Below are 23749 nucleotides of genomic sequence, written 5' to 3'. Positions count from 1 at the left end.
CTTGTGAGTACGGATCTTCTCGCGAGCCCGGTCCCATTGGTAATCGACCTGGATGGCACCTTGCTGCGTTCGGACCTGCTGCTCGAAACTGGAGTGGCCTTTTTTCGTGCCAATCCTTTGAGACTATTTCAGCCGCTCGGCTGGCTTGCGCGCGGCAAGGCCGTGTTAAAAGCCGGACTCGCACAGGCCGTTCACGTCGATGTAAGCGCTTTGCCATATGATCAGACCGTTATTGAGCTGATCGAGTCCGAACGCAACGTAGGGCGTCCTGTGGTCCTGGCAACCGCCAGTCATCGCACGCTTGCTGATCGCGTTGCTGAGCACCTGAAGCTGTTCGATGACGTTTTTGCCACGAACGAGCGATGCAATCTTTCAGCGCACCGAAAACGTGACTTGTTGGTGGAGCGCTACGGCGAGGCAGGTTTCGACTATGTCGGGAATTCCCTCGACGATTTGTGCGTCTGGGCAGCCGCGCGTAAGGCTTACGTTGTCAATCCCGAGTCGGGGGTGTTGAGTCGGGCAAGATCGCTTGGAAATGTTGAGAAGGTAATCCATTCTAACAGTGCAGGGCTCAGGGACTGGCTGAAGGCATTGCGCATCCATCAATGGATGAAAAACCTGCTCATCTTTGTTCCGCTATTGGCGGCCCATCAGGTGGCAAACCCGACGATGTGGCTGCAGGGGCTGCTCGCTTTCCTGTTCTTTGGCCTTTGTGCATCCAGTGTTTATCTCCTCAATGACCTGCTTGATCTGGCAGATGACCGTCATCATAAGACCAAGCGACACCGTCCCTTCGCCGCCGGACGCCTCGCAATCAAGTCGGGCCTGCTCGCGTTCCCGGTCTTGCTGCTCGTTGCGTTCACCGGCGCCTTGTCGTTGCTTCCCTGGCAATTCTCGGCAGTCTTGCTCGCGTACTACTTGGCGACGCTGACCTATTCGCTGCTGCTCAAGCGTTACATGGCCATTGACGTGATCGCACTGGCCTTGCTTTACACGACGCGAATCATCGCCGGGGCCGCAGCATTCGGGCTCGGATTGACCTTTTGGCTACTGGCGTTTTCGATGTTCATGTTTCTTAGTCTCGCCTTGGTAAAGCGTTATGCCGAACTGCGTGATGCGCGTCGAAAAGGTCATAGCGAGAAGACCCGGGGGCGTGGATATTATCCAGATGATATAGAGATGGTCTCCTCCCTCGGGGCGGCCTCCGGGTATCTGGCGGTGATGGTTCTGGCTCTGTACATCCACGACCCGGCTACCATGGTACTGTATGCTCAGCCGCAGTTGATCTGGCTGGCTTGCCCCTTGCTGCTATTCTGGATTACCCGGGTCTGGATGCTCACCCATCGCGGGCAGATGCATGACGATCCGGTAGTGTTCGCTACTCGCGATCGTGTCAGTTTGGTGGTGGGGGCTTTGTTTTGCATCGTCTTCTGGGTGGCGGCGTGAGCGGTGGTCTTCGCTCGTGGGGGCGTTTTCCGAATGTCCCGCAGCGCCCGCACAGTTGCAGTTGGCGGGACGAAGTCGCTGCGGAACTGCACAAGGTAGTCTCCGCGCAAGGGGATACATTGGCGTTCGGTAACGGGCGCAGTTATGGCGACAGTTGCCTGGCGGCGAGCGATCACGTGTTGCACATGCGCACCCTCAACCGCTTCATCGAGGTCGACTGGGAGCAGGGCGTTGTAAGGGCCGAAGCGGGCGTAACCTTAGCCGAGGTTCTGTCGTTGGCCGTCCCGGAGGGCTGGTTTCTCTCGGTCACCCCCGGTACCCAGTTCGCCACCCTTGGCGGGGCAATCGCCAACGATGTTCATGGCAAGAATCATCACTTGCGCGGCACGTTTGGCAATCACGTGCTCCGCTTTGGCTTGCTGCGCCATGGCGAGGAATTGCTGACCTGCTCTCCCTCTGAAAACTCGGAACTTTACGCTGCGACAATCGGGGGGTTAGGGCTGACCGGCGTAATTGTGTGGGCAGAGATCCGGCTTATACCGATTCGCTCTAGCCAAATCGACTGTGCTGAGTTGAGGTTCGGCAATCTGGCTGAATTTTTCGCCCTGTCCGCAGAATTGGACCGCCACCACGAATACAGCGTCGCGTGGATCGACTGCGTCGCGAAAGGCGGGCAGAGCGGGCGAGGCGTGTTCTTTGTCGGCGATCATGCACGCTATGGTTCGCTGCAGGTACATGAGCGCCCGAAACTGCGGGTGCCAGTGATACCGCCGGTGTCCATGGTCAACAAACTCTCTCTGCGCGTGTTCAATGATGTGTATTGGCGGGCACATTCGCCTCGCCGCGCACACAAGCGAGTGAGCTATGAGCCATTCTTTTATCCGTTGGACCGAATCCTTCATTGGAATCGCATTTACGGACGCAAGGGGTTCCAGCAATACCAATGCGTGATCCCGGACGCCATGGCTGAAACGGCGACGGCCGAGTTGCTCAGGGCTATTTCTGATTCGGGCAAGGGATCCTTCCTCGCTGTGCTGAAGCGCTGTGGGGACATCGCATCACCAGGGTTGTTGTCGTTTCCCCTCCCGGGGACATCGTTAGCCCTCGATTTTCCGCAGACGAGTGATCTCAAGCAACTCTTTGCGCACTTGGATGTCATCGTCCGTCAAGCAGGCGGCCGTCTCTATCCGGCCAAGGACGCACATATGAGCGGCAGCGACTTCCGCAATGCCTACCCCGAGTGGGAGCGAGTGGAAGCGCTGCGCGACCCCACCCTGATGTCCCGCCTTTGGAAACGAGTCACAGAATGAAACGCGTCATGATCATTGGGGCAACTTCTGCAATCGCTACTGCCTGCGCTCGCCTTTGGGCCAATCAGGGGAGCGAGTTCTTTTTGGTCGCCCGCAACGGGGAGAAGCTGGAGCAAACTGCCGCCGATTTACGGGCGCGGGGTGCGAACGCCGTCACCACCTACCGCATGGATGCGACGGACTTTGCTGCGCAACCGCGGATGCTTGAGCAGTGCCTAAGCACGCTACAGCAGATCGACATTGCCCTGATTGCCCACGGCACCCTGCCTGACCAGCAGGCATGCGAACAGGATGTCGCTTTGGCGCTTCAGGAGTTCACTAACAACGGAACTTCAGTAATCGCCTTGCTTACGCTGCTTGCGCAGCAGTTCCAGGCCCAACGCTGCGGAACCTTGGCGGTTATCTCCTCGGTGGCGGGAGACCGCGGCCGTCCTTCCAACTACCTGTACGGTACCGCCAAGGCGGCGGTCTCGACGTTCTGTGAGGGCTTGCGTGCCCGGCTGTTCAAAGTCGGTGTGCATGTGATGACCATCAAACCTGGTTTTGTCGATACGCCGATGACTCAGGGCCTGCCGCTTCCGGCAGCTTTGGTCGCGACGTCGGAGCATGTCGCCCTGCGGATTGTCAAGGGTGTCGAGGGGAAAGTGGGAACCCTGTACACCCCGTGGTTCTGGGAATTGATAATGGTAATTATCCGCTGCATCCCGCAGCCAATCTTCAAAAGGCTGAATCTGTGAGCAGCGCGTTGCACTTGTCCGGCTGGCGTTATCGGGCTGTTGTCCTCTCCGTGGTGTGTTCGGCTATTGGCTATCTGGGTTTTTCGCTGTGGGGCGGGTGGGAGGATGTCACCAATGCGGTCGCCAAGGTCGGCACACTAGGTGTAGCCATCGCATTGGCCATGTCCTTGTTCAACTACATCCTTCGTTTCCTCCGTTGGCAGCGCTACCTCGGGGCATTTGGGCACGCGGTGCCTTGGAAAGATAGCATGCAGATTTACTTGGCAGGTTTTGCCCTGACCACCACACCCGGAAAGGCTGGCGAAGCCCTGCGCGGAGTATTGCTCAAGCGGTGGGCGGTCCCCTACCCACAGAGTTTTGCTGCGTTCTTCAGCGAGCGACTCTCCGACTTGTTCGCCGTTGTGCTGCTGACCCTGTTCGGACTGACCCTGTACCCCGACGCACGTCCCATGATCGTGGTTGGTGGCTTGCTGGTGATTTTCGGGTTCGTCTTGCTCTCGCAGGGCGCAATGCTCAAGCGTCTCGGGGAACTGATACCCGCGCAAGGCGGGCGGGTGCTCGGATTGCTTAAACGGGCATTCGATGTGATGTTCGAGGCTCGGCGCTGCCACAGGGTCGGAATGATAATCAGTGCGACATTTTTGAGCGTGGTGGCCTGGGGCGCTGAAGCCTTGGCTTTTCACTTGATATTGCATTGGATGGGGATGGAATTGTCATTGACATTCTCCGTGTTCGTCTACGCCCTGGCTATGTTGGCGGGGGCGCTGAGTTTCATGCCGGGCGGGCTCGGCGGGGCTGAAGCCGTGATGGTGGTATTGTTGGTATGGAAGGGCATGGCGAACGCTGATGCGGTTGCCGCTACGGTATTGATTAGGTTGGCGACATTGTGGTTCGCCGTTGCTATTGGTGCGTTCATGCTGCTAAGAAGTGAAAGGGGAATGGCGTGACTCAGAATAACTCCCGGCCGGAGGGCGTAGAGAGCCGAGCGGTGGCGCTTACGTTTGCCATTTTTGCGCTTGGATTTTTGCACACTTACTCCTATAAGCATTTTCAGCCTGATGATGCTTTCATATATCTTGTTTATGTGAAAAGCTTTTTGAATGGAGCGGGGCTCACATTCAATGGAGCGTTGGTCGAGGGCTATTCCTCGGTATTGTGGACGGTTGTTGTCGCTTTTTTTTCATGGCTGGGTCTCGATCCTTTGGAAGCCTCTAAATGGCTTGGTTGGGCTGCCTATTTCGGTCTCGGCGCGTTGATAGTGACGGCGCATAGGGTTGTAAGGGGTAATGGCTATGGATTTGTCTTTTCTCTCGCACTATATTTCGCTGCTCCGACGCTTGCGATGTGGGCTGCCGGTGCGATGGAAACGGTGCTCTTTTCTGCACTAATTGCGTTGGCGGCTGGGTCTTACTTTTATGCCAGGATCTTCAATGATCGAGGTGTGAATTTTCTCGTTTCTGGATTCTTGTTTGGTTTGGTCTCTCTTACAAGACCAGAAGGCTTCGCTTTCATAGGCGCGATCTTCGCCTTCGAGCTAATGCTCGTTGCGCATGGAAGGCGGTGGAACTCGCGGGGGGTTCTGTTTGCCTTCGCAGTCTACGCTCTATTGACAGGGCTGATGTTTATAGGGCGTTGGTTAATTTATGGAAAGTGGTTTCCCGCTACCGTAGGTGCAAAAACGGGAAATCTCGTGGAACAAATGCAGCTAGGAAGTGGCTATATTTTAGGGTTTTTGCTTAACCATGTTTTATTGGTGGCAACGTATTTGATTTCAAGTGTTTACGTGGCTGTCTCGGTTAGAAGAAGAAATGTTGAGCAGTACTTCTTGTGTTGGATGTTGGCGATTCTTATTTCTGGTTGTCTTGCATTTAATTGGCTTGTTGGCGGGGACTGGATGCTCGGCTGGAGATTTATTACGCCAATAGTTCCGTTTTTAGTGCTTACAATTGGGATCGCGTTAAGCGGTGCTAGGGGGCGTATTGGGTTTTTCGTCGTTCTTGTGATTGTGGCGAGTCTGGGCGGTTATTCATTGGATTTGCATAAGCAATCTGTGGGGCAGGCTGAATCGGATAAGGGGGATATACTAATGGGGAAGTATATTGACTCTTTGAATATTTCGCGTGACGAGAAGATTGCGGTAATTGATGCAGGAGCAATTCCCTATTTTTCCGGGCTTCCGACGATCGACATGGTCGGCCTCAACGATAGTTACTTGTCGACTCTCGCTGGAGGATTTCTGCAAAAATTCGATAACGATTATGTGCTCGAAAACAAGCCTAAAATTGTTCAGTTCCATACCAGATACATAAACGACAGGGGTGATGTGGTCCCGACGGAGGCCTTTCGTGGTGCCCTAGTGCTTTTTTATACGCCAGAGTTTCAGAGGTGGTATGAGCGTGATAGGCGCTCCCCGGTTCCGCATTTGTTTGTGCGACGAGATCGTCCGTTGGATAGAACCTTCCTTGATACTTATTTTGACGCAAAGGTGGCGGGTGATTACCAATCGGGAGTCTTGAGAATTCGGCTGGAAAAAACGGGTGATGGGGTTTGGGTTGCGCAGAGAGAGGGTCGCGCTGAAGCCGGTGCGGTCTATCTGCGAGTCCGCATGTCCGCTTTGAATGGTCGCTTAATTCATGAGGCTATGGTTCCGATCTCCAGAAATATGGTGAAAGGCGATGCTTTAAATATGACGATCAAGCTTCCCGATCAGAACGTTACGTCATATCGAGTGTCTGCTTGCCCCGTGCTGTTGGGGGTAAGGGATTTTTCGCCGTGTTTGAATGGGCAGGGGTATGAGTATTTAGTGCTCGACCAGGGTTCGAGTGTAGGGCTTGGAAAATTTCGTTTTGATGACGAACGTCTCGGGCTCATTGGGTGGTCGACATACGAGGCGGGCCATGTTTGGTCTTTGGGACTCGATTCTGTTATTAGATTCAATGTGAACGACGTGAGCGCCATTGATCGGCTGTCGCTTGATCTGGTGCCTTTTGGTGAACAAAGAATATCCGTTGAGCTAAATGGCGTCGTGATTTATGAAGGGCAGCACAATTCGGCCGGGAGGTTAGTGCTTCCTGTGGCAGGTCAGCTAGAAAGAGAGAATGTATTGCGGCTACACCATCCCGACGCGAAGAGTCCTGGCGAACATGATCAGCGCGTGTTGGCTCTAGCTTTGCGGGAACTCGTTCTAGAATGATCGATTGGTCACGAGTCAATGTTTAAAAGTGAGTGAGAGTTATATGAGAGCAATCGTTACTGGCATTACTGGACAAGATGGTGCATATCTTGCACAACTGCTTCTGGAGAAGGGGTATTCCGTTTACGGGACTTATCGGCGCACAAGTTCCGTGAATTTCTGGCGCATCGAGGAGTTGGGTATCGACCAGCACCCGAACCTGCACTTGCTTGAGTACGACCTCACGGATCTCTCCTCGAGCGTCCGTTTGTTGCAAACAACGGAAGCGACTGAGGCCTATAACCTCGCGGCGCAGAGCTTCGTCGGCGTTTCCTTCGAGCAGCCGATCACGACGGCGGACATCACCGGGATTGGCCCCGTTAACCTGCTGGAAGCCATCCGGATCGTGAACCCGAAGATCCGTTTCTATCAGGCCAGCACCTCCGAGATGTTCGGCAAGGTGCAGGAGATTCCCCAAGTCGAGTCGACGCCGTTCTATCCGCGCAGTCCTTATGGGGTTGCCAAACTTTACGCGCACTGGATGACGGTGAACTACCGTGAGAGCTACGGCATTTTCGGTACGAGCGGGATCTTGTTCAATCACGAGTCGCCGCTGCGCGGGCGGGAGTTCCTGACCCGCAAGGTGTCGGACTGCATCGCCAAGATCAAGCTCGGCAAGTTGGATGTGCTGGAACTCGGTAACCTCGACGCGAAGCGTGACTGGGGGTTCGCCAAGGAATACGTGGAAGGCATGTGGCGCATGCTGCAGGCGGACGAGCCCGATACGTACGTGCTGGCGACGAACCGGACGGTGACCGTGCGCGACTTCGTGACGATGGCCGGCAAGGCTGCGGGGTACGACCTCCTCTGGGAGGGCAAGGAGGACAAGGAAATCGGCGTCGATCGCATTTCGGGTCGTACGCTGGTGCGTGTGAATCCGAAGTTCTATCGTCCTGCGGAAGTGGATCTGCTGATCGGCAATCCGGAGAAGGCGAAGCGCGAGCTGGGGTGGGAGCCTACGACGACGCTGGAGCAATTGTGCCAGATGATGGTCGAGGCGGATATTCGCCGCAATGAGCGCGGTTTCTCGTTCTGACCGGACATGCGATGAAGCGAGCGCTGATTACGGGCTTCAAGGGTTTTACCGGCTGGTACGTGGCAGCGGAATTGGAGGCGCACGGCTGGGAGGTGTGGGGCACGGGCGCGCACGACGAAGCGGGAGACGCCCGGTATCGGCATGTCGACCTGGCGGACGCCGCCGGGCTTCGGGAGGTGATCGCCGAGGTGCGGCCAGATGCGGTGGTGCACCTCGCGGCGATCGCCTTTGTCGGGCATGGCGATGCCGACGCCTTCTATCGCGTCAATCTGATCGGCACGCGCAACCTCCTGGCCGCACTAGGTGCCGCAGCACAGCGGCCCGAATGTGTGCTGCTCGCGAGTAGCGCGAACGTGTACGGCAACGCGACCGAAGGCGTTCTGAACGAGGCGACGCCGCCAGATCCGGCCAACGACTACGCGGTCAGCAAGCTTGCGATGGAGTATATGGCGCGCTTGTGGATGGATCGGCTGCCAATAGTGATCGCGCGACCGTTCAATTACACGGGCGTTGGGCAGGCCGAGTCGTTTCTATTGCCGAAGATCGTCGCGCACTTCCGGCGTAGGGCAGAGGTGATCGAGTTGGGCAACCTGGACGTCTGCCGCGATTTCTCGGATGTGCGTGCGGTGGCTCGCGCCTACCGTCGGCTGCTGGAAGTCGGTCCCGTGGGTGAACCGGTCAACGTGTGCTCGGGGCGCACGCATTCGCTGCGCGAAGCACTGGCGATGGCGGAGGCGATTACCGGGCACTCGATGCGGGTGGAAGTGAACCCCGCGTTCGTCCGTGCGAATGAGGTGCGGAGCCTGTGCGGGGATCCAGCAAAGTTGCGCAGGCTGATCGGCGAGTGGGATACGCCGCCGCTCGAGGACACGCTCCGGTGGATGCTGGGCGGGGACGTAGCCTGACGCCGCAACCACAGGCATACTTGGACCGCGACTGTACGTGGGCGCTTTACTGATAGGAAAGAAATGTGAAGAAACTTTCAATTGCCGGTGTTCTTGCAATCATGGGGGCGGTTGCTCTCTCGGGGTGTGGTGACAAGCCTGAGACGAAGGTGGGAGCCGGTGCCGCTGCTTCCGCTCCGGCCGTGGCGCAGCCGGCCGACTCGCTCGCGCCGCGGTATGAAGCGTCGCTCGCGGACGGAATCGACTTTACGAGGTCCGGATATCCGACGTTCCTGGCGGAAGTCTCGGGAATGTCCGGGCACGAAGCATGGGGGCGCTGGACGGATGCGGCAGAAGCCGCGACGGCCAAGTTCCGCTTCGCGCAGTCGTTGCCGCAGAAATTCGCGCTCGAGTTGAAGGCCAATGCGTTCGGCCCCAATGTGGGGCGGCCGGTGAAAGTGCGGGTCGGAGCCGTTGAGAAGGAGTTCATCGTCAAGGACGCCCCGGCGCCTGAGCTTCATGTTCTGACGTTTGACGGGGTGAATGGCGCGGATACGATCGAGATCGTTCCTCCGCAGCCGACGAGCCCCAAGCAGCTCGATCCGCAAAATGGGGATCCGCGCATGCTGGGCGTCTCGTTGGTATCGCTTCAAATCAAGAGCTGATGATGCGAAAGGCATCCCGAGGACGGGGGCCGGACTGGGGTGTGCATTGAAGGTGATTCTTTCTATCGACGCGATCCGGTATCCGTTGACCGGAATCGGTCGCTATACCTACGAACTGGCGAGTCACCTGCAACAGCTGCCGGAGGTCACGGATCTCCGGTTTTTTTTCGGTAGGCGGTTCGCGGATGCGTTGCCGTCACCGTCACCGGTTGGCGTCGCGTCTCAATCGGGAGAGGGTCTTCGCAGGAGTGCTTTGAAGAGCCGAGTGATCGTCGAGCTCTATCGGTTTCTCGCCCCCAGGCTCAAGGCACTTGCCCTGCGGGGACTGGAGGGCCATGTGTTTCATGGCCCGAATTTCTACCTGCCGCCGTTTCGCGGCCGAGGGGTCGTGACGATGCACGACCTCTCGCCTTTCACATGGGCCCATTGTCACCCCCCCGAGAGGGTGCGATACATGCAGGCGGAAATCGGACAGTCCCTGAAGCGCGCTGCCGTACTGATTACCGATTCGGAGTTCACGCGTCGCGAACTCGCCGCCTATTTCGGGTGGCCGATCGAGCGTATTCGCGCCGTGTCGCTCGCGTGCTCGCCGGACTTCCGGCCGCGCAGCGAGGCGGAGCTGGCGTATACCTTGGGAACATACGGTTTGGCGGCGGGCGGATATAGTCTTTACGCAGGCACGATCGAGCCGAGGAAGAATCTCGACGCCTTGCTTGATGCGTATGGAGCGCTCCCCGAGCGGGTGCGCCGGAGGTGGCCACTAGTGCTTTCCGGGTACGAGGGGTGGCGCAGCGAAGGAATTCACGCGCGTGTAAGGGAGGCGGAACGGGCCGGCTGGGCGCGTTATATCGGTTTCGTGCCGGCCGAGCATTTGCCTCTGCTATATGCCGGCGCGCGTCTGTTCGCGTTCCCTTCCCTGTACGAAGGCTTTGGCCTGCCGGTGCTGGAGGCGATGGCGTCGGGCGTGCCTGTCGTGTGTTCGGATTCTTCTTCGCTGCCCGAGGTGGTGGGCGACGCCGCGGCCATGTGTCCGGCCGAGGACGTGGATGCCTTGAGCCGCATGATCGTGCGCGGGCTGGAGGATGATGCATGGCGTGGCGAGGCGATTCGGAAGGGGCTGGATAGGGCGCGGCAATTCAGTTGGAAGAGATGCGCCCAGGAAACGGTTGCCGCATATCGTGCGGCCGTCGAACTCTGAGTGTTGCGCGGATCGATCAGTGAAGGTCTTGCACGTCTATCGCACCTATTTCCCGGATCCGCCCGGCGGGCTTCAGGAGGCGATTCGACAGATTTGTCTGTCGGTGCAGCCGTTCGGCATCGAGAACACCATCTTCACCTTGTCGCCGGATTCCATCCCGGCCTTGATCGCGCGCCCCGAAGCACGGGTCGTGCGCGAGCGCTCCTGGGCGGCCCCGGCATCCTGCGACCTGGGCGGGGTGGCGGCCTTCGCACGATTTCGGCGGCTCGCCCGCGAAGCCGACGTCATTCATTATCTCTTTCCGTGGCCGTTCGCCGACCTGCTGCACCGAATCGCACCCGCAGGCAAGCCCTCCGTACTGACCTACATTTCCGACATCGTGCGTCAGCAATGGATGAGCAAGCTGTATTCGCCCTTGATGTGGAAGACATTGCGTGACATGCAGGCCATTGTGGCGAACGCGCCCGCGTATGCACAGACTAGTCCGGTGCTTTCGAATCCGGCGCTTCGCGATCGCGTGCGGGTGATCCCTCTAGGCATCGATGAGCGATCCTGTCCGCAGCGCGGCGATGACGCCATTATGGGTAGATTGCGCCTCGCCGAAGAGGAGCCGTTCTTTCTCTTCGTTGGTGTCCTGCGTTACTACAAGGGACTTCACAGTCTGGTGCAGGCCGCCGGGAACGTTGGCGCAAAAATTGTGATAGCGGGATCCGGACCCGAAGGGCGATCGTTACGCAGCCTTGTCGCCAGCATCGGGGCGAGGAACGTTATCTTTGCCGGGCAGGTGTCGGATGGCGAAAAGGTGGCGCTGATACGACGCTGCCGGGCACTCGTGCTGCCGTCGCATCTGCGGTCCGAGGCGTACGGGATGGTGCTCGTGGAAGCGGCGATGTTCGGCAGGCCGATGATCTCGTGCGAGCTCGGAACGGGGACATCGTTTGTCAATACGAACGGGGAAACGGGCTTCGTCGTTGACCCTGGATGCGCGGATGCTCTTGCAGCGGCAATGAACCGCCTGATTGCCGACGAGGGGCTCGCCACGCGCATGGGCGTGGCTGCGCGGGCGCGGTACGAGCGACTGTTTTCGGGTGAGGCGCTGGGGCGCGAATACGCCGCGTTGTTCCGTGAGGTAGTAAGCGGTTGATTCAGACCGCGTACATACAGGTTGGTGATGGCCGTGACCGTGGTGGTTCTCGCGGCCCCCTCCCGGGATAAGTCGTGTTGCGAAACGGACTATTGTGACTACAATGGTCACATTGGACTCTATCCTCACAAGAGGTACGCTCATGAAGACCATGACCGCCCGTGAAGCGAAAACCCACTTCGGGGAGTTGCTCGACACCATGCGTCGCGAGCCCGTGTTGGTCACGAAGAACAACCGGCCTGTGGGCATCATGATCTCGATCGAAGATGCGGCGGACACCCTCATCCCGGAAATGTTCATGCAAAAGGAACCCGGTTACGAAGAGTGGTTCCAGGCTAAGGTCGGGCGGGCGCTCGAAGCGTTCAAGGAAGGCACGACAAAGGTCGCGCAGCATGAGGAAGTGATGTCGCGCGTCTGGGAGCGCGTTCAGCGCAAGGTGAAGCCCACCTCTGCGTGACGGCGACGCATGTGCAAAGTCGAATGGACTGACGAGGCAGAGCGCGACCTCGAAGACATCCTCTTCTTCTATCTGGAACAGGCTGGCCACGGGGTTGCCGAATCTGTGTATTCGAGAATCAGGGAACAGGTTGGGTCCCTCGAGACCTTTTCTGAGCGCGCCCGACCGGGGCGTGTCCTCGGTACCCGCGAATTCGTTGTCAGTCGCCTTCCATACATCGCCATCGTCCATGTGGGAGATGACGCTGTGACGGTATTGAACCTTATTCACACCGCGCGGAAGTATCCGCCCGATCATTCGGGTACTTGAAGCACGGAGAAATACATGACGGCTCGTACACTGGTGACCGGCGGCAGCGGCTTCGTCGGCTCCGCAGTGCTTGCGCGGTTGCGTCACGCGCAGTTGCCGGTGCTGGGGGTGGTGCGCCGCGCGGTGCCTGTCGGCGACTGCGTGCGTGGCCCTGGCCTCGAGGGCGTTGGTGACTGGTCGCAGTTGCTGCGGGGCTGTGGTGTCGTGGTGCACACCGCAGCGCGCGTCCATGTGATGCGCGACTCGGCGTCCGACCCTCTGAACGCATATCGTGCCGCGAACGTCGAGGGAACCGTGAACCTCGCCCGGCAGGCCGCAACTGCGGGTGTGCGGCGCTTCGTGTTCATCAGTTCGATCAAGGTCAATGGTGAGGAGACAGCACCGGGGCAGCCCTTTACCGCCGATGGCAGGCCGTCGCCGCGGGACCCTTACGGCATCTCGAAGGCCGAGGCTGAGTCTGGGCTCAAGGCCCTTGCAGCCGAAACAGGTATGGAGGTCGTCATCATCCGCCCGCCGCTGGTTTACGGGCCGGGGGTGAAGGCAAACTTCCTGAACATGATGCGTTGGCTGCGACGTGGCGTGCCCTTGCCGCTGGGCGCGCTCGAGCACAATCGCCGCTCGTTGGTGGCCCTGGACAATCTTGTGGATCTGATTGTGACCTGCATAGATCATCCTGCTGCGGCGAACCGGACATTTCTGGTGTCCGACGATATGGATCTCTCGACGAGCGAGTTGCTGCGCCGACTGGCTGCGGCGATGGGCGTGCCGGCGCGCTTGCTGCCAGTTCCGGAGTGGGCGCTTGATACCGGCGCTGTGTTGCTCGGTAAGCGCGCGATGGTGCAGCGCCTGTGCGGCAATCTGCAGGTGGATATCGCGATCACGCGCGAGGCGTTGGATTGGTGTCCGCCGATTGGAGTGGATGAGGGGCTGCGGCGGGCCTCAGAGGGGTTTCGGGCGTGACCGGTTTTGCGTGGCTGGGCGTTCTTGTGGGCGCATCTGCGGGGTTGATGACCTGGGGCTTGCGGCGCTATGCGCTGGCGCGGAGCCTGATGGACATACCCAACGCCCGTAGCTCCCATTCGGTTCCCACTCCGCGCGGCGGCGGCGTCGCGATCGTGCTGAGCTTTCTCTGTGCGGTGTTCGCCTTGACGATCACGGCGCGCGCGGAGCCTGGGGGCTCATGGGCGATTCTCGGGGCCGGTGCCCTGGTCGCCGTGGTCGGGTTCGTGGACGACCATCGTCACCTGGCGGCGCGTTGGCGTCTCCTCGCCCATTTTGTTGCAGCCGCCTGGGTGCTCGCGTGGCTCGGCGGCGCTCCGCCGCTGGACTGGTTCGGCGCCTCAGTGGAGTTGGGGTGGTTTGGAGCGACGATTGCGGCGGTCTATCTCGTCTGGCTGTTGAATTTGTACAACTTCATGGATGGTATCGACGGCATCGCCAGTGTCGAGGCGATCTCCGTCTGCGCGGGAGGGGCTGTTCTCTATGGGTTTGTCGGACGCGCAGACTTGATGGCCGAGCCCTTGCTGCTGGCGGCTGCGGTTGTAGGGTTCCTCGTCTGGAACTTCCCGCCAGCAAAAATCTTCATGGGCGATGCCGGCAGCGGTTTCCTGGGCATCGTGCTTGGCACCCTGTCGCTGCAGGCGGCCGCGGTGTCACCGGCCCTGCTCTGGAGTTGGCTGATCCTGCTCGGCGTGTTCATCGTCGATGCGACGTGGACGCTGTTGCGACGCCTGATTCGCGGCGAGCGTGTGTATGAGGCGCACCGCAGCCATGCCTACCAACGTGCGAGCCGGCGATGGGGGGGGCATCTGCCGGTGACCCTGAGCGTTGGTGCCATCAACATCTTCTGGCTGCTGCCGATTGCCTTGTGCGTCGGCGCAGGATTGCTTGATGGAGTCGTGGCGATTGCAATAGCATATGCTCCTCTGCTTGCCGCTGCGATCGCTCTGGGGGCCGGAAAAACCGACATCTCGCCGCGCTGACGTCGAGCTTTGCTCTTTTTGGGTACTTGTCTTGTACCTGAATGTTGCATTGCAGAAAGTTGCGACGGATACCCGCTAGAATCGCAATCGGCATTGCTACGTACCCCAACTTCGTCAGGAGGAGCCGTTCAGAATGAAGCGCTTGAGCCGTTCCGCCCTCGTCCTCCTGTTTGACCTGCTTGCTGCGTGTGCGGCGTGGGTGGCGACGTACTTTCTGCGCTTCAACTTCGAGTGGCCGGCCGAATATCAGGCGCAGATAGCCTTCGGTCTGCTCGTTTTGCTGCCTGTTCACGCGATCGTATGCACTCGGGCCGGCCTGTATCGCGGCATCTGGGTGTTCGCGAGCTTGCCCGACCTGGCGCGCGTGCTGCGTGCGGTCGCGATTTCGTCTCTCGCGGTGTGGGCGTTCGTCGCGTTGTATCGGGGGGCGCCTGGGGTGCCGCGTTCGACCCTGATCCTCTATCCGATGCTGCTCGTCCTGATCATGGCGGGCGGACGCGCGGCTTACCGCATGTGGAAGGAGCATAGGCTGTATGGCGGCCTGATCGCGAAGGGCAAGCCGGTGGTGGTGGTCGGTGCAGGGCGTGGCGGGGCCATGTTGCTGCGCGAGCTTCAGCGCAGTCCGGATTGGCGGGTGATCGGGCTTGTGGATGATGATGCGGAGAAGTGGGGGCGTGAGCTTCTCGGGCTGCCGGTGCTCGGGCCGGTTAAGGCCCTGCCTGAGATCCTCGTGGCTGAACGCGTCGAGCACGTGATCCTGGCCATGCCTTCCGCGGCGACGAAGGTCCGGCGTGCCGCAACCGATCTTGCTGTGCGCGCCGGGGCGAAGGTCTTCACGGTTCCGGGGCTCGAAGACGTGATGGCAGGGCGCGTTGCGGTGTCCTCCATCCGTCGCGTCGATATCGAGGATTTGTTGGGGCGTGAACCGGTGTGGATCGATACTCCGCACGTTGAGGCGATGCTCAAGGACAAGGTCGTGCTGGTCACCGGGGCCGGGGGGTCCATCGGGAGCGAGTTGTGCCACCAGTTGGCGCGATTCGCGCCGCGTCGCGTGGTGCTGTATGAGCTGAACGAGTTCGCCCTGTACAACGTCGAGCAGTGGTTCTCCAGTCACGCGCCGGGAATCGACGTTGTTCCCCTTGCCGGCGACGTCAAGGATGCAGCGCGTCTCGCCGAGGTGTTTGCTGCCTGGCGCCCCGAGGTCGTGTTCCACGCGGCCGCGTACAAGCACGTGCCGCTGATGGAAGTGGCCAACGCCTGGCAGGCGGTGCGGAACAACGTGCTGGGCACCTTGCGCGTCGGCGAGGCGGCGCAGCGTCACGGCGCGGAGCGTTTCATTCTCATCTCGACCGACAAGGCGGTGAACCCCACCAACGTGATGGGGGCGAGCAAGCGTCTGGCTGAGCTCGTCTGCCAGGCCTTGCATCAGCGCGCTCAAGGCACGCAGTTTGAGATGGTTCGTTTCGGCAACGTGCTCGGCAGCACCGGCAGCGTGATTCCGAAATTCCAGGAGCAGATTGCGCGGGGCGGGCCGATTACGGTCACTCATCCGGAGATCAATCGCTACTTCATGTCGATTCCGGAAGCGGCGCAATTGGTGCTGCAGGCCGCGGCGATGGGGCAGGGTGGCGAGATCTTCGTCATGGACATGGGCGATCCGGTTAAGATCGTCGATCTCGCGCGCAACATGATCCGGCTTTCGGGTTACTCGGAAGAGGAGATCCGGATCGAGTTCACGGGCTTGCGCCCCGGCGAGAAGCTGTACGAGGAGTTGTTGGCCGATAGCGAGGAAACGCGCGAGACCCCGCATCCGAAGCTGCGGATTGCGCGCTCCGTGCCGGCAGCGTCATCGTTCCTTGCCGAGCTGGCGGGATGGTTCGCGCAGAAGGACTGCCTCGGCGACGACGAGGTGCGCCGTGCCTTGCTGCGCTGGGTGCCGGAATATGTCCCGATGGGCGGGCGGCCGGCATTGCGCATCGTTGAGAGCGAGAGCAAGTTGGCGCGCGTCGGCGACCGGGCGTAATTACAACGTCTTAGTTCCTCCAGATAACGACGTTTCTTTTCTCGGCGAAGGTTTCTGAGGGAGCGGCTTCAGCCGCGACCACAGTCTTGTCAGCCGACCGCATGCCGATTCGCGGCTGAAGCCGCTCCCACGGGATAGAATGTCTCGATCTCATTCAGGTTGTGGCGCGTCCGTTCCGTGATGTCGGCGATGCGCCCGAGTTCCGATGGCGATCTACGCGGTAGGTGACATCCAGGGCTGTTACTCGGTGCTTCAGCGCCTGCTGGAGCGGATTGCATTCGACCCGGCAGTCGATCGCCTGTGGGTGGTCGGCGACATGGTGAATCGCGGGCCGGAGTCGGTGCAGACGCTGCGCTTCCTGCGCGGACTGGGCGAGGCGGCGACGGTCGTGCTGGGCAATCACGATCTTTACCTGCTGATGGTCGGTGCGGGCCACAAGCGGCTCGATGATGACGACACCTTGTTCCAGGTGCTGGAGGCTCCGGACCGTGACGAATTGCTCGCATGGGTGGCGAGCCGTCCGCTGGTGCACGTCGAGGGCGAGTTCGCGATGGTGCATGCGGGAATGCTCCCCGGCTGGACGATTGCGCGGGCGCAGCAGCTCGCAGTCGAAGTGGGCGAGGTGCTGGCGGGGCCGGTGGCGAACGATCTGCTGCTGCATCTGGGTGGCAACGAGCCGGAGACTTGGTCAGACGAACTCGTGGGCTGGGAACGCTACCGGGTGATCGTGAATGCGCTGACGCGGATGCGTTTCTGCGCAACCGACGGTCGCATGGCGCTGCAGGCGAAGGGGCCGCCGATGAAGGCTCCCACCGGGACGATGCCGTGGTTTCAGGTGCCGGGGCGGCGGAGCACTACGCACACCATCGTGTGCGGCCACTGGTCGGCATTGGGGTTCTACCGCATGCCTGGTCTCATCGCTCTCGATTCGGGCTGCGTGTGGGGCGGAAAACTCACTGCCGTGCGGCTCGAGGACGGTGCGGTGTTTCAAGTTCAAGCCTAGGCTGCGGGTAATCGCAGCCCCCTCCCGGGGCGCGGGCATCAGCCGACTGTGGCCGGCTGCTCGTGCCCCGCGCCTGCGCCAGCCCCTTCCTGTTCGGGTTTCCTCTCGGCGATGCCGGTGGCCGCCATGATCGCCTCGCGCGCGCTTTTGGCGAGTTCGCGACGGTGGATGCCCCGGCTGTCGAGTGGCGCTCCCACGTACAGTCCGGCGACGAGTCCTTTCGTGGTGATAATGTTCGCGATGCACTGACCCAGCGTGAGATCGCCGTCGTAGGCGGCGGCGCGGGACGGAGAGCCGTCCGGGTGGTGATACGAGATCGCCATCGGCTGGATCGCGTGGCCCGATTCGATCGCGGGCTGCAGCAGGGCGGCGTGGAAGTGCAGGACATGGCTGCCGTCGGTGGTCGTGCCTTCGGGAAAAAGCGCGACGTTGCGTCCTGCGTCGAGGAGGGCGCCGATCTCGGCGTTGATGATCTTCGCGTGACCGCGGCTGCCGCGTCGCAGGAACACGGTCTCGTTTTTTGCCGCGAGCCAGCCTATGAGCGGCCACGCGCGTACCTCGGCTTTCGAGACGAAGGCGGACGGTGCGATCGCGTTAATGACGGAGATGTCGAGCCACGAGATGTGGTTGGCGACGAGCATGCAGCCCGGCTGCACCGCGGTACCCTTCGTTCGCAGTTCGACGCCGAGGATGGCGAGCAGGCGTTGCGACCAGCGCCGGCGCAGGTGACGGTGCGTCGATATCTCGGTCAGCGGATAGACCGTCAGGACCGTCAGCAAGCCTTGGGCGATGTGCAGGGCGAGCCGCAGGTAGCGCCAGGACCGGACGAGCGGCCCGGCCGTCGGCCGGGCGGCGGGGATGGGGGCTGCGGAATTCAGTCTTTGCGTCCCATGAAGTGTTTGGCGTAACGGCCGTCCACCTTGGTCATCGGCATCAGGATGGGCAGGTCGGCAGTGTTGAAGTCGGGATCCCATGCAGGTTCACCGCAGATCCACGCGCCGGCGCGCAGGTATCCCTTGATCAGCGGCGGCGCTTCGCCCGGCAGGTCGGAGCGCAGGTGTTCGAGCGGCAGCGGACAGCGCGGGAACACGCGGTATTCGAGCGGCGAGGCGTGCTCGTCCTTGAGCCGATTGTACAGGCTTGCGGCGGTGTGTCCGCCGTCGGCCATGCTGACGGAGGCGCAGCCGATCAGGTAGTCGTAGCCGTTCTCCTGCATGTAGCGCGCGAGGCCGCCCCACAGGAGGGCGATGACGGCGCCGCTGCGGTAGTCGGCGTCGATGCAGGAGCGGCCGATCTCGACGATGCGGCTGCGCAGGTGCTGCAGGCGGGTGAGGTCGAATTCGTTCTCGGAGTAGTAGCCGCCGACCTTGCGCGCGGCGACGGGCGAGAGGATGCGGTAGGTGCCGACGATGCGTCCGGCCGCCTCGTCGCGCACGATAAGGTGCTCGCAGTAGGGGTCGTAGATGTCACGGTCGACCCCCGGGGTGCGGCTCGGCAGGCGGGCGCCCATCTCGTCGGCGAAGACGCGGTAGCGCAGTTTTTGCGCTTCGAGAATTTCCGTTTCGCAGGTGGCCAGCCCCACGTGCAGGCTGCGTCCGCGGCGTTCTGCGATTTGGGGTCGTTTCTGGAGCATGGGGGCAATTCCTCGTTCAGGCGTGTGTGGCGCATTGTCGAAATGCTGCGTTGCGACGCCATGACGAGGGCGTTACGATGGGGTGACGAAATCGTGTTCGGTATGCTTCGGGGGAGTTGGGTAATGGATAACTGTGTGTTCTGCCGCATCGTGAAGGGGGAGTTGCCAGCCTCCAGGGTGTTCGAGGACGAGGCGACGGTGGTGTTCATGGATCTGCAGTCGGTGAATCCCGGCCACATGCTGGTGGTGGTGAAGCCACACCGCGCGAACATCTATGAGTTAGACGACGAACTGGCCGGCGCCGTGTTCCGTACTGCCGCCCGCATGGCCCGTGCGGTGAAGGAGGCCTTCGGCTGCGAGGGGGTGACGCTCTTCCAGGCGAACGAAAAGGCGGGGGCGCAGACGGTGTTCCACTTCCATATCCACGTGTTGCCGCGATGGGAGGGGGACGGCATGGCGCTGGCGTGGCCGGCGAAGAACCCGTCGCGCGAGGCGCTGGAAGAGATGGCGGCGAAGCTGCGCGCGGTGCTGTAGCGTCGGAGCGGTTGTGCGAGGGTGTTGGGGTGTTGGGGTGTTGGGGTGTTGGGGTGTGGAGGTGTGGAGGTGTGGAGGTGTGGAGGTGTGGAGGTGTGGAGGTGTGGAGGTGTGGAGGTGTGGAGGTGTGGAGGTGTGGGAGCGGCTTCAGCCGCGAATGGGCCGCTCAGCGAGGGATACCGCCCATTCGCGGCTGAAGCCGCTCCCACAGGAGACGACCGGCGGTGCGCCGCGGATTATTGGTGCGGCACCCTATAATGGCGGAATTTTTCCGACCCGGGTTCCCGAATGTCCATCCTCGTCTGCGGCTCCATGGCTTACGACACGATCATGGTGTTTCATGATCGTTTCAAGCGCCACATCCTCCCCGAACAGATCCACATCCTGAACGTGTCCTTCCTCGTGCCCGACATGCGGCGCGAGTTCGGCGGGTGCGCCGGGAACATCGCATACAACCTGAAACTGCTGGGGGCCGATCCGCTGATCATGGCGACGGTGGGGGATGACGCCGAGCCGTATCGCCAGCGCCTGCAGCGCCTCGGGCTGCGCCAGGATCACGTCAGGCACGTGCCGGAGAGCTTCACCGCGCAGGCCTTCATCACCACCGATCTCGACGACAACCAGATCACGGCTTTCCACCCCGGCGCGATGAACCACTCGCACCTCAACCGGGTGCGGGACGCGAACGGGGTGAGGCTTGGCATCGTGTCGCCGGACGGCCGCGACGGCATGCTCAACCATGTCGCACAGTTCGCCGCTGCGGGCGTTCCGTTCGTGTTCGATCCCGGCCAGGGCATGCCCCTCTTTTCGGGCGAGGAGTTGCTCCACTGCCTGAACCAGGCCACCTATTGCACGGTCAATGATTACGAAGCGCGTCTGCTGTGCGAGCGGACCGGGCGTTCTCTGGAGCAGTTGGCGGAAAGCGTCGAGGCCTTGGTCGTGACGCTGGGGCCCGAGGGTTCGCGCATCTATGCGGAAGGGCGGTGCATCGAGATTCCCTGCGTGCCGCCCGACGAAGTGGTCGATCCGACCGGTTGTGGCGATGCCTATCGGGCGGGTCTGCTGTACGGAATTGCAGAAGCTTACGATTGGACGCGGACCGGGCGCTTGGCGTCGTTGATGGGATCGATCAAGATCGCCAGCCGGGGCGGACAGAATCACACGCCGGATCGCGCCGAGATCGGCGCGCGTTACGCGAAGGCATTTGGAGAGGCATTATGGTGATGGGTACGAGGCAGCGTGCCGTTGCGGCGGCATTTGCGATGGCTGTGTTGGGGCTCGGGTTGGGCGGTTGTGCCACCGGACTGGGTGGCGAGACGTACTCGCGCGGCGAGGCGCGTCGGGCGATGACGGTGCAGTACGGCGTGGTCGAATCGGTTCGCTACGTGAAACTCGAGGGAACCAAGACTCCCATCGGCGCGCTCGGCGGGGCGGCGATCGGCGGTATTGCGGGCAGCGGCATCGGGGAAGGGCGCGGTGCGGCGATCGCGACGGTGATCGGTGCGGTCGCCGGCGGCCTTGCGGGCTCCGCGATCGAGGAAGGTGCGACGCGCTCTCAGGGCGTCGAGGTCACCGTCCGGCTCGACAACAATCAGCTCATGGCGGTCGTCCAGGACGACAAGGGCGAGGATTTCCGTGCCGGTGATTCGGTCCGCATCGTGCGCGACGGATCGACCACGCGCGTGACGCGCTGAACGCCCCCCGGGGAATCAGCCGAGCAGGACCAGCCCCCACACGCAGGCAAGATTGACGAGCGCGAGAAGGACGGCGGCGCTGCCGATGTCCTTCGCCCGCTTGGCGAGCAGGTGGCGTTCGAGGGACACCCGGTCGACGGTCGCTTCGATCGCGGAATTGATCAACTCCACGATCATCAGGAACAGGACGCTGCCAATGAGCAGGGCCTTGCCCGCGCCGCTGACCGGCATGAACAGCGCCAGCGGGATGAGGATCGCGGCGAGGATGCATTCCTGCCGGAAGGCATCTTCGTGCTTGAAGGCGGCGCGCAGTCCGTCGAGCGAGTAGCGCAGGGCGTTGAACAGTCGGGTGAGCCCGGTCTTGCCCTTGAAGGGGCTTTCATGATGCTCGCGGTGCGGCTGGGTCATGGGGGTGTCGCGTAAGGGTCAGGGGTAGAAGGCGTAGATCCGGTATCCGGTTGCGCCCAGTCCATCCGCCGCAAAGGGCAGGGTTACGGCAATGTCGCGTCCGGCAGCGAATCCCTGTGCGAGGTCGGCGCCCGGGAACCATTCCTGCGGCGCGAGTGCGCGCCTGACGAGAGGGCGGTCGCGCGCGTCGGTCAGCGTGAGTTCGAGGTGCGGCCAGGCCAGCGGATGGGGCGCGCGGTTGCGGATCGTCGCGTTCAGCACGAATCGGGCGGCCTTGCCCGGCTCGGACTGCAGGTCGGAGGATTCGACGCTGATCAGGCCGGCAATGCGCGGCAGTTGGACGGTGCAGCCCAGGGCGTCGCACGCCTTCACCAGCGCGGGGCGCAGGGATGGCCATTCCCGCGCGACATCGGTGCGGAACAGATACAGCAACTGTGCCGCGAGCATGCCGCTCAGCAGCCCGACGGCAAGTCCCGTGAGGCCGCGGCGGGCAGGCAGGGGCGCCGGCGCTGCGTAGTCGGCAAATTCGTCAGCGGAATCGGTCGTTGTGTCGGCGGGCGCAGGCGGGGATTCCTCGGCAGCGAAATCCTCTTTGGGGCGTGCTGGCGTCGGGGTTCCCGGTTCGATCCGGTCTGGTGACGCGAAACTGCCCAGCAGGGTGTCCGGAGGCGCCTCCGCGGCGGGTTCCCTCTCCTCCCGAAGATCGGTATCGCGCCAGAACGGGCCTCTGTCATGGGGGGCGGGCGCGCGGGAGGCTTCCTCGGCCGGGCGCTCGGGTGCGGGCTGCGGCCTGTCAGGCTCGGCCGGAACCCGCGTGCGTTCCTCTGGCTCCTGTCGCGGCTCGCCTGCCTCGCGTTGCGCCGCACGCTGTGGGACGAGCGCGTCGGGCAGTTCGAAATCGAGCTGGTTCGAGAGCGTGTCGGTCGCCTTGTCTTCCAGCACGAAGAAGCGATCGGAACGGTCCGGTGCCGGATCGGGCGAGCTGAGGGCGGGAGGAGGGGAAGCCTCCTCAATCAGATTTTCCAGCGCGTCGAACGGCACCAGGCAGCTGCCACAGCGCACCTGCCCGTGGTGTGCGCGCAGCTGCTCGCTCCGCACCCGGAATACCGTGTGGCAGGCCGGGCAGCGGGCGAGCATCAGTCCTTGCCGGCCCCGGTGGCGGACCGGGAGCCTTCCAGTCGCGCCCAGCCCTCGTGAGTCGCGCCGACGCGCAGTGCGATGAAGGGGGCGTAGGCGGCGATGACCTGGTCGGTCTGGGTGTCGAGCACGCCCGACAGCGCGATGCGCCCGCCGGGCGCCACGCGCGCGGACAGCAGCGGCGCGAGCACGCACAGCGGGTTGGTCAGGATGTTGGCGACGACGACATCGAACTGTGCATCGAGCGTGTCGCGCGAGTGTTGCAGGCGCATCGTCACGTCATTGCGCCCGGCATTGTCGCGCGCGGCTTCGAGTGCCTTGTCGTCGATATCGACGCCCAGCACGTCGGCAGCACCCAGCTTTGCCGCGGCGATGCCGAGGATGCCCGAGCCGCAGCCGTAATCGAGCACGCTGGCGCCGGGCGCAACCGCATCGCACAGCCATTCGAGGCACAGGCGCGTGGTCGGGTGCGAACCGGTGCCGAAGGCCATGCCGGGGTCGAGCTCGATGTTGATCGCGTCCGGATCGGGTGCGGTATGCCAGGACGGCACGATCCACATCCGGTCGGTGATGCGGATCGGGTCGAACTGGCTTTGCGTCAGCTGCACCCAGTTCTGCTCCGCGACTTCTTCCAGGGTGAAGGGCGGTACCGCGTCGAAGCCCGCGTCGGCGGCCGCCTGTGCCAGGGCGACCGTGAGGTCGGCGTCGGCACTGAACAGCGCGATCACGCGGCTGTGGTCCCACAGGCCTACCGGGTGATGGCCCGGCTCGCCGAACTGCGGCTTTTCCGCGTCGGTGCCGGCGTCGGCGTCCTCGATGCTGATGGACAGCGCGCCGGCCTCCATCAGCGCCTCGGACAGCGCCTCGGCCTTCTTCGCCTCGGCCTGCAGGGTCACGGAAATCCACATGCGCGGCGG

General features: G+C 61.8%; 24 protein-coding genes. 19 read left to right on the top strand and 5 right to left on the bottom strand.

Features of this window, described 5'->3' with window-relative positions:
• Window positions 1–36 precede the first annotated feature (36 nt).
• From U5817_RS21280 to U5817_RS21205, 16 genes are all read left to right on the top strand, one after another.
• The gene (locus tag U5817_RS21280; protein WP_407278726.1) at window positions 37–1446 is read left to right on the top strand and encodes a UbiA family prenyltransferase; all 1410 of its coding nucleotides are present in this window, start codon (window positions 37–39) and stop codon (window positions 1444–1446) included.
• On the top strand, window positions 1443–2756 hold the full coding sequence (locus U5817_RS21275) for an FAD-binding protein (RefSeq protein ID WP_407278725.1): 1314 nt from the start codon (window positions 1443–1445) through the stop codon (window positions 2754–2756). Before U5817_RS21280 ends, U5817_RS21275 begins: the two co-directional genes overlap by 4 nt.
• Window positions 2753–3493 carry an SDR family oxidoreductase gene (locus U5817_RS21270; RefSeq protein WP_407278724.1) on the top strand — a complete coding sequence of 247 codons (741 nt, stop codon included), beginning with the start codon at window positions 2753–2755 and terminating at the stop codon, window positions 3491–3493. The genes U5817_RS21275 and U5817_RS21270 overlap by 4 nt, the downstream gene beginning before the upstream one ends.
• Complete coding sequence (locus U5817_RS21265; protein ID WP_407278723.1) at window positions 3421–4440, top strand: YbhN family protein; 1020 nt, start codon at window positions 3421–3423, stop codon at window positions 4438–4440. The genes U5817_RS21270 and U5817_RS21265 overlap by 73 nt, the downstream gene beginning before the upstream one ends.
• The gene (locus U5817_RS21260) at window positions 4437–6686 is read left to right on the top strand and encodes a hypothetical protein (RefSeq protein ID WP_407278722.1); all 2250 of its coding nucleotides are present in this window, start codon (window positions 4437–4439) and stop codon (window positions 6684–6686) included. Before U5817_RS21265 ends, U5817_RS21260 begins: the two co-directional genes overlap by 4 nt.
• 43 nt (window positions 6687–6729) lie before the next feature.
• Window positions 6730–7761: a GDP-mannose 4,6-dehydratase gene (gene gmd / locus U5817_RS21255; RefSeq protein WP_407278721.1), complete on the top strand. Its 1032-nt coding sequence runs from the start codon at window positions 6730–6732 to the stop codon at window positions 7759–7761.
• Between the two features lie 11 nt (window positions 7762–7772).
• Window positions 7773–8666 (top strand): GDP-mannose 4,6-dehydratase, encoded by an 894-nt coding sequence (locus tag U5817_RS21250; RefSeq protein WP_407278720.1) that lies wholly within the window; start codon window positions 7773–7775, stop codon window positions 8664–8666.
• A 65-nt stretch (window positions 8667–8731) separates the two neighbouring features.
• Window positions 8732–9310, top strand: a complete 579-nt coding sequence (locus U5817_RS21245; RefSeq protein WP_407278719.1) for a DUF7024 domain-containing protein — start codon at window positions 8732–8734, stop codon at window positions 9308–9310.
• Window positions 9311–9362: 52 nt separating this feature from the next.
• The gene (locus U5817_RS21240) at window positions 9363–10508 is read left to right on the top strand and encodes a glycosyltransferase family 4 protein (RefSeq protein WP_407281118.1); all 1146 of its coding nucleotides are present in this window, start codon (window positions 9363–9365) and stop codon (window positions 10506–10508) included.
• A gap of 19 nt (window positions 10509–10527) precedes the next feature.
• Entirely contained in the window at window positions 10528–11652 is a 1125-nt protein-coding gene (locus U5817_RS21235; RefSeq protein WP_407278718.1) for a glycosyltransferase, read from the top strand.
• Between the two features lie 142 nt (window positions 11653–11794).
• Window positions 11795–12109: a type II toxin-antitoxin system Phd/YefM family antitoxin gene (locus tag U5817_RS21230; protein ID WP_407278717.1), complete on the top strand. Its 315-nt coding sequence runs from the start codon at window positions 11795–11797 to the stop codon at window positions 12107–12109.
• Window positions 12110–12118: 9 nt separating this feature from the next.
• Window positions 12119–12418: a type II toxin-antitoxin system RelE/ParE family toxin gene (locus U5817_RS21225; RefSeq protein ID WP_407278716.1), complete on the top strand. Its 300-nt coding sequence runs from the start codon at window positions 12119–12121 to the stop codon at window positions 12416–12418.
• Window positions 12419–12433: 15 nt separating this feature from the next.
• Window positions 12434–13378: a UDP-glucose 4-epimerase family protein gene (locus U5817_RS21220; RefSeq protein WP_407278715.1), complete on the top strand. Its 945-nt coding sequence runs from the start codon at window positions 12434–12436 to the stop codon at window positions 13376–13378.
• The gene (locus U5817_RS21215) at window positions 13375–14400 is read left to right on the top strand and encodes an MraY family glycosyltransferase (RefSeq protein ID WP_407278714.1); all 1026 of its coding nucleotides are present in this window, start codon (window positions 13375–13377) and stop codon (window positions 14398–14400) included. Before U5817_RS21220 ends, U5817_RS21215 begins: the two co-directional genes overlap by 4 nt.
• A 133-nt stretch (window positions 14401–14533) precedes the next feature.
• A complete protein-coding gene (locus tag U5817_RS21210) occupies window positions 14534–16423 on the top strand; it encodes a polysaccharide biosynthesis protein (protein WP_407278713.1) in 1890 nt (629 codons plus the stop codon).
• Window positions 16424–16628: 205 nt separating this feature from the next.
• Window positions 16629–17426, top strand: coding sequence for a symmetrical bis(5'-nucleosyl)-tetraphosphatase (locus tag U5817_RS21205; RefSeq protein ID WP_407278712.1), 798 nt, complete (start codon window positions 16629–16631; stop codon window positions 17424–17426).
• A gap of 38 nt (window positions 17427–17464) precedes the next feature.
• Here the strand turns inward: U5817_RS21205 and U5817_RS21200 are convergent, their stop codons facing one another.
• Both U5817_RS21200 and U5817_RS21195 read right to left on the bottom strand, forming a co-directional pair.
• The gene (locus U5817_RS21200; protein ID WP_407278711.1) at window positions 17465–18205 is read right to left on the bottom strand and encodes a lysophospholipid acyltransferase family protein; all 741 of its coding nucleotides are present in this window, start codon (window positions 18203–18205) and stop codon (window positions 17465–17467) included.
• Window positions 18206–18300: 95 nt separating this feature from the next.
• Window positions 18301–19059, bottom strand: a complete 759-nt coding sequence (locus U5817_RS21195) for a GNAT family N-acetyltransferase (RefSeq protein ID WP_407278710.1) — start codon at window positions 19057–19059, stop codon at window positions 18301–18303.
• Between the two features lie 123 nt (window positions 19060–19182).
• Between U5817_RS21195 and U5817_RS21190 the strand changes: the two genes are divergently transcribed.
• The 3 genes from U5817_RS21190 (at window position 19183) to U5817_RS21180 (ending at window position 21287) form a co-directional block, all read left to right on the top strand.
• Complete coding sequence (locus U5817_RS21190) at window positions 19183–19593, top strand: HIT family protein (protein WP_407278709.1); 411 nt, start codon at window positions 19183–19185, stop codon at window positions 19591–19593.
• A 288-nt stretch (window positions 19594–19881) separates the two neighbouring features.
• Window positions 19882–20817 carry a carbohydrate kinase family protein gene (locus U5817_RS21185; RefSeq protein ID WP_407278708.1) on the top strand — a complete coding sequence of 312 codons (936 nt, stop codon included), beginning with the start codon at window positions 19882–19884 and terminating at the stop codon, window positions 20815–20817.
• Complete coding sequence (locus tag U5817_RS21180; protein WP_407278707.1) at window positions 20811–21287, top strand: glycine zipper 2TM domain-containing protein; 477 nt, start codon at window positions 20811–20813, stop codon at window positions 21285–21287. The genes U5817_RS21185 and U5817_RS21180 overlap by 7 nt, the downstream gene beginning before the upstream one ends.
• A gap of 15 nt (window positions 21288–21302) precedes the next feature.
• Here U5817_RS21180 and U5817_RS21175 read toward each other — a convergent pair whose 3' ends face one another.
• Genes U5817_RS21175 through prmA form a run of 3 tightly spaced genes read right to left on the bottom strand, consistent with a single transcriptional unit; the run spans window position 21303 to window position 23740 of the window.
• Window positions 21303–21695 carry a diacylglycerol kinase gene (locus U5817_RS21175; RefSeq protein WP_169126817.1) on the bottom strand — a complete coding sequence of 131 codons (393 nt, stop codon included), beginning with the start codon at window positions 21693–21695 and terminating at the stop codon, window positions 21303–21305.
• Window positions 21696–21713: 18 nt separating this feature from the next.
• Window positions 21714–22832: a DUF3426 domain-containing protein gene (locus tag U5817_RS21170; protein WP_407278706.1), complete on the bottom strand. Its 1119-nt coding sequence runs from the start codon at window positions 22830–22832 to the stop codon at window positions 21714–21716.
• Window positions 22832–23740 (bottom strand): 50S ribosomal protein L11 methyltransferase, encoded by a 909-nt coding sequence (prmA, locus tag U5817_RS21165; RefSeq protein WP_407278705.1) that lies wholly within the window; start codon window positions 23738–23740, stop codon window positions 22832–22834. The genes U5817_RS21170 and prmA overlap by 1 nt, the downstream gene beginning before the upstream one ends.
• Window positions 23741–23749 lie beyond the last annotated feature (9 nt).

Source organism: Aromatoleum evansii (assembly GCF_045689615.1).
Taxonomy (GTDB): domain Bacteria; phylum Pseudomonadota; class Gammaproteobacteria; order Burkholderiales; family Rhodocyclaceae; genus Aromatoleum; species Aromatoleum evansii.
The sequence above is the reverse complement of the archived record's forward strand: the minus strand, read 5'-3'. Positions and strand labels throughout refer to the sequence as shown.